The organism is Streptomyces sp. rh34 (assembly GCF_002551245.1).
Classification (GTDB): domain Bacteria; phylum Actinomycetota; class Actinomycetes; order Streptomycetales; family Streptomycetaceae; genus Streptomyces.
The window spans coordinates 1-4,320 of sequence record NZ_NTGZ01000400.1 but is presented as its reverse complement, the minus strand read 5'-3'; the positions used below and the strand labels follow the sequence as shown (position 1 = coordinate 4,320).

The window sequence follows — 4,320 nt, the reverse complement described above, 5'->3', positions numbered from 1 at the left end:
GCGGCGGGTTTGCTGGCCGCGGCGCTGCTGGCGGCGGGGGCGGCACGGCGCGGCACCGCCCCCACGTCGTCGACGTCCGGCCCCGCAGGGGCGTCCGCCCCCACGTCGACGTCCGGCCCCGGCTCACCCCAGCCGTGAGAGAGCGGCGGCGACCGCCTCCAGGTCCGGGCCCGAGGCGAGCCCCGCGTGGTACAGGCGCAGTTGGTCAGCGCCGAGCGAGGCGGCGTGGGCCGCGTCGCGCTCCAGGGTGCGAGGGCTTCCGCCCATCCCGGTGACGATCCCGAAGTTGGCGGCGCGCACGCCGCCCCGGCCGGCGAACGGCCCGAGGACCGCTTCCCGGGCGCTGTCGGGTCCGGTGCAGGGCAGCACCACGCCGTCGGCCACGGTCAGGATGTGGTCCGCCTCGACGCCGACGTTGGCACCGGTGCGGTACGGGACGGGGTCGGCGTGCAGCAGCACCTGGAAGCCGGACGGGGCGGTCGCCCGTACCGCCGCGACGGCCGCCTCTTGGAACGTGCGGGCGACCCGGCCGCGCCACCGCAGGGTGGCGTCCGCGCGTTCGGGCCCGAGCAGCTTCTCGACGCCGTCCCGGCCGGACTCCGGGGAGCCGGCGCCGGACCAGGCCGGTTCCAGGGCGCGGCGGACGGCGGCGGACAGGTCGCCGGGGTCGGCGCCCGCCTGCCCGTACCCCTCGCGGCAGTCCGGGCAGAAGCACAGCGACATCAGGTACTGCGCCGCCTCGCCGAGGCCCACGCCGGCGACCTTGTCGTGGGCGTGCAGATGGGCGAAGCCGTACCAGCCGCAGGACTCCAGTTCGGTCCCGCGGGTTCCGGGCTGGGCGGCGGCCTCCGCCGCGAGGTCCACGAGGTACGCGCGCACGGCGGGGCGGGCGATGCAGGGGGCCCAGGGGTAGCGGTCCCCGTAGGCGTTGACCACCGAGGTGTCCGGGTGCTCCGCGCCGAGCCGCGAGCTGTGCGCGAGGACCACCCAGCTGTGCACCTCCAGACCGGTGGCGGCGAGCGCGCTCGCGGCCTCCCCGTACGGATCGTCGCCGGCCGTCCAGCTCTGGCGGTACGGGGCGAGGGACCGCCCCGCCCAGCGGGCCGGGTCCGGCGGATAGAGGACGGCGGCGTGCCCGGCGGTGACGACGCGGTGGGCGGGGTGGCGGGGGGTCAGGGCCCGGGTGGAGTGGTAGGCGGAGGCCAGGGTGACCTGCCGGACGCCGAGGTCCGCGATCCGGGCTGCGGCGTCCGGGTCCCCGACGACGTCCCACGGGTAGAGGAACGCGCCCGCCTTCACGCCCGGCCCCCAGCCCGGCCCGCCGGGGAGGCGTGTTCCTGGGATGCGCGCTCCGGGGAGGAGTGATCGCGGGACGCGCGTTCCTCCAGCAGGGCGCGGCCGCTCGCGATGATCTCGATGAGGTCCTTGACGTGCGCGGCGGGCGGTTCGGTGAGCGGGGTGCGTACCTCGCCGACGTCCAGGCCCTGGAGCCGGACACCGGCCTTGACCAGGGAGACGGCGTATCCGCGGCCCCGGGCGCGCAGTTCGACGAGCGGCCGGTAGAAGTGGTCGAGCAGCCCGTTCACCAGGGCGTCGTCCCCGGAGTCCAGGGCCCGGTAGAAGGCGAGGGCGATGTCCGGGGCGAAGGCGAAGACGGCGGAGGAGTAGAGGGTGACGCCGATGCCCCGGTAGGCGGGGCCGGTCAGCTCGGCGGTGGGCAGTCCGTTGAAGTAGAGGAAGTCGCCGTCGGGCCGGTGGGTACGGACCGCGCTGACGATGCGCTGCATGAGGTCGAGGTCGCCGTGGCCGTCCTTGAGCCCGATGACGCCGGGGGTACGGGCCAGGGCGACGACCGTCTCGGGGGTGAAGATCGCGTTGTCACGCTGGTAGACAATCGTCTCCAGGCCGGTGGCCGCCGCGAGCGCCGCGTAGTGCTTCAGCAGCCCTTCCTGGTCGGCGACGACGAGATAGGGCGGCATCGCGAGAAGCCCGTCCGCACCGGCCTCCTCGGCGGCCCGCGCGTACTGGACGGCGAGCGCCGTGCCGTAGCCGGCCCCCGCGAGGACGGGAACCTGTCCGGCGGTCTCCTCGACGGCGGCGGCGACCGTGAGGCGGAACTCCTCCGGGGTCAGCGCATGGAACTCGCCCGTGCCGCAGCAGGCGAAGACCGCGGCGGCTCCGGCGTCGATCCCGGCCCGCACATGGGCGCGGAAGACGGTGAGGTCGACGGTGCCGTCCGGCCCGAACGCGGTCACGGGAAAGAAGAGCGGCCCGGCGACTTCGCTGAGCCGGGCGGCAAGGGGGGCTGAGGTCACGGGCGCTCCCTGAGCAGATGCAGGCGTGCACAATTCTGATCGGCGTCCATATTTCTGAACACCGTAACGCTAAGGCAGCCTCCAATGGCAGGTCAAGGCGGACGCGGGCTCTTGACGCACCCGCCCTCCCCTCCTTAGCTTGTCCACGCATGTGAATGCCAGCCAGCATTGCGCACAGCGCCCGCGTACGCCCCGAGGAGACCCCCGTATGACCGCTCCCCGTACCGTCCTGCTCACCGGCGCCGCAGGCGGCCTCGGCACCTTGATGCGGGGGCTGCTGCCCGCGTACGGATACGACCTGCGCCTGTTCGACCTGGTCCCGGTTAAGGGCGCACCCGAGGCGATCACCGCCGACCTGAACGACCGGGAGGCGTTGCGCGAGGCGGTGCGCGGGGTGGACGCGGTCATCCACCTGGCGGGCATCTCGCTGGAGTCCACGTTCGACAAGATCCTCCGCGCCAACATCCAGGGCACGCACCACCTCTACGAGGCCGCCCGCGAGGAGGGCGTCCGGCGCATCGTCTCCGCCTCCTCCAACCACGTCATCGGTCACACCCCGCGCCCGGCTCCGGGCGATCCGCCGATCCCCCTGGACGCCCCGCGCCGCCCCGACACCTTCTACGGGCTCTCGAAGTGCTTCGGCGAGGACCTGGCCCAGCTCTACTGGGACCGGCACGGGCTGGAGACGGTCTCGGTACGGATCGGGTCCTGCTTCCCCGAGCCCACCTCGGTGCGGATGCTGTCGGTCTGGATGAGCCCCGGCGACGGCGCACGGCTGTTCCACGCGGCCCTCACCGCCGAGGACGTCGGGCACACCGTCGTGTACGGCTCCTCCGCCAACACCCGCCTGTGGTGGGACCTGACGCCGGCACGGGCGCTGGGCTACCGGCCGCTGGACGACTCGGAGCCGTACGCGGCGAAGCTCGTCGCCGAACAGGGCGAGCTGGACCCGGACAATCCCGCGCACGCCCGCGTGGGCGGCCACTTCGCGACCGACCCGCCGATCTGGCCGCACTGAGCGGACCGGAAGCGGGGCGCAAGGGCCGGGCGGAAGCGGCGGAGGGGCCGGGCGGCGGAAATCCGGGCGACGCGGGCGCGTCCGGGCGGGCAGGATGCGGACATGCCGAGACCTTCCGGATTCCAGTACGAACAGCACGGCGACCAGAGCGTCGCCATCACCCACCACGGGCGGCCCGCGGGCATCCTGCGCGGTGGCCGGGCGGAGAAGTTCCTGGCCGAGGTGGTGTCGGGCGACGCCCAGACGGTGATGGCGCGCTGGACCGGCGCGTACAAGCACGGCAACGAGCGCACCGCCCGCGACCACCCGCGCAACCGCCGCTGAGAGCACTCCGAGGACCATGCTCCGGACGGCCGAAGGTAAGGGAACGGCAAAGCCGGGTTGTTCGTTACCCCGTGCATGACCGCAATGACCCCCGGCTCGAACATCCCTCTCTCCGCCGCCCGCGTGGCGGTGGACGTCGCCGCTCCGGTGCGGCTCGACGTCTCGGGCCTGCTGCTCACCGCCGACGGCAAGGTGCGCTCCGACGACGACTTCATCTTCTACAACCAGCCCTCGGGCCCCGGCGTGACCTACCGCTCCGGCGGGGGCTCCGCGCCCGACGCGATCGTGGTGGACACCGCGGCCGTCCCGCCGGGCATCGAGAAGATCGTCGTCACCGCGAGCCCGGACGCCGCGGGCCAGACCTTCCAGGGCGTCGAGCCCACCGCCACCGTGCGCAACGCGGACGACGGCAGCGCGCTCGCCACCTTCACCCCGCCGCAGCTGGGCGCCGAGACGGCGCTCGTGATCGTCGAGATCTACCTGCGCAACGGGGCCTGGAAGGCCCGCGCGGTCGGCCAGGGTTACGCGAACGGACTGGCCGGGATCGCCACGGACTTCGGCGTCTCGGTCGAGGAGCCCGCTGCCCCGGCGGCCGCCCCTCCGGCTCCGACGGCCCCCGCCCCGGTCGCCGCCGCCCCGGTCGCCCCGGTCGCTGCCCCCGCC

Annotated in this window: 5 protein-coding genes; 3 read left to right on the top strand and 2 right to left on the bottom strand. The window is 74.3% G+C overall.

Going from position 1 to position 4,320, the window contains the following annotated elements:
• Nucleotides 1-123: 123 nt before the first annotated feature.
• Entirely contained in the window at nucleotides 124-1,299 is a 1,176-nt protein-coding gene (locus tag CR470_RS36075) for a hypothetical protein (protein WP_097871816.1), read from the bottom strand.
• Nucleotides 1,296-2,315: a 5-dehydro-4-deoxyglucarate dehydratase gene (locus CR470_RS36070; RefSeq protein ID WP_097871814.1), complete on the bottom strand. Its 1,020-nt coding sequence runs from the start codon at nucleotides 2,313-2,315 to the stop codon at nucleotides 1,296-1,298. Before CR470_RS36070 ends, CR470_RS36075 begins: the two co-directional genes overlap by 4 nt.
• Before the next feature lie 208 nt (nucleotides 2,316-2,523).
• Here CR470_RS36070 and CR470_RS36065 point away from each other — a divergent pair, with 208 nt between their 5' ends.
• The 3 genes from CR470_RS36065 to CR470_RS36055 form a co-directional block, all read left to right on the top strand.
• Complete coding sequence (locus CR470_RS36065; RefSeq protein ID WP_097871812.1) at nucleotides 2,524-3,333, top strand: NAD-dependent epimerase/dehydratase family protein; 810 nt, start codon at nucleotides 2,524-2,526, stop codon at nucleotides 3,331-3,333.
• A 102-nt stretch (nucleotides 3,334-3,435) separates the two neighbouring features.
• Complete coding sequence (locus tag CR470_RS36060; protein WP_097871809.1) at nucleotides 3,436-3,657, top strand: hypothetical protein; 222 nt, start codon at nucleotides 3,436-3,438, stop codon at nucleotides 3,655-3,657.
• Nucleotides 3,658-3,732: 75 nt separating this feature from the next.
• The coding region (locus CR470_RS36055) for a TerD family protein (protein ID WP_179892495.1) at nucleotides 3,733-4,320 on the top strand (588 nt) is incomplete at its 3' end.

Coding starts and splice junctions, on each gene's coding strand:
- CR470_RS36060 (WP_097871809.1), top strand. CDS start 3,436: ATGCCGAGACCTTCCGGATTCCAGTACGAACAGCACGGCGACCAGAGC.
- CR470_RS36065 (WP_097871812.1), top strand. CDS start 2,524: ATGACCGCTCCCCGTACCGTCCTGCTCACCGGCGCCGCAGGCGGCCTC.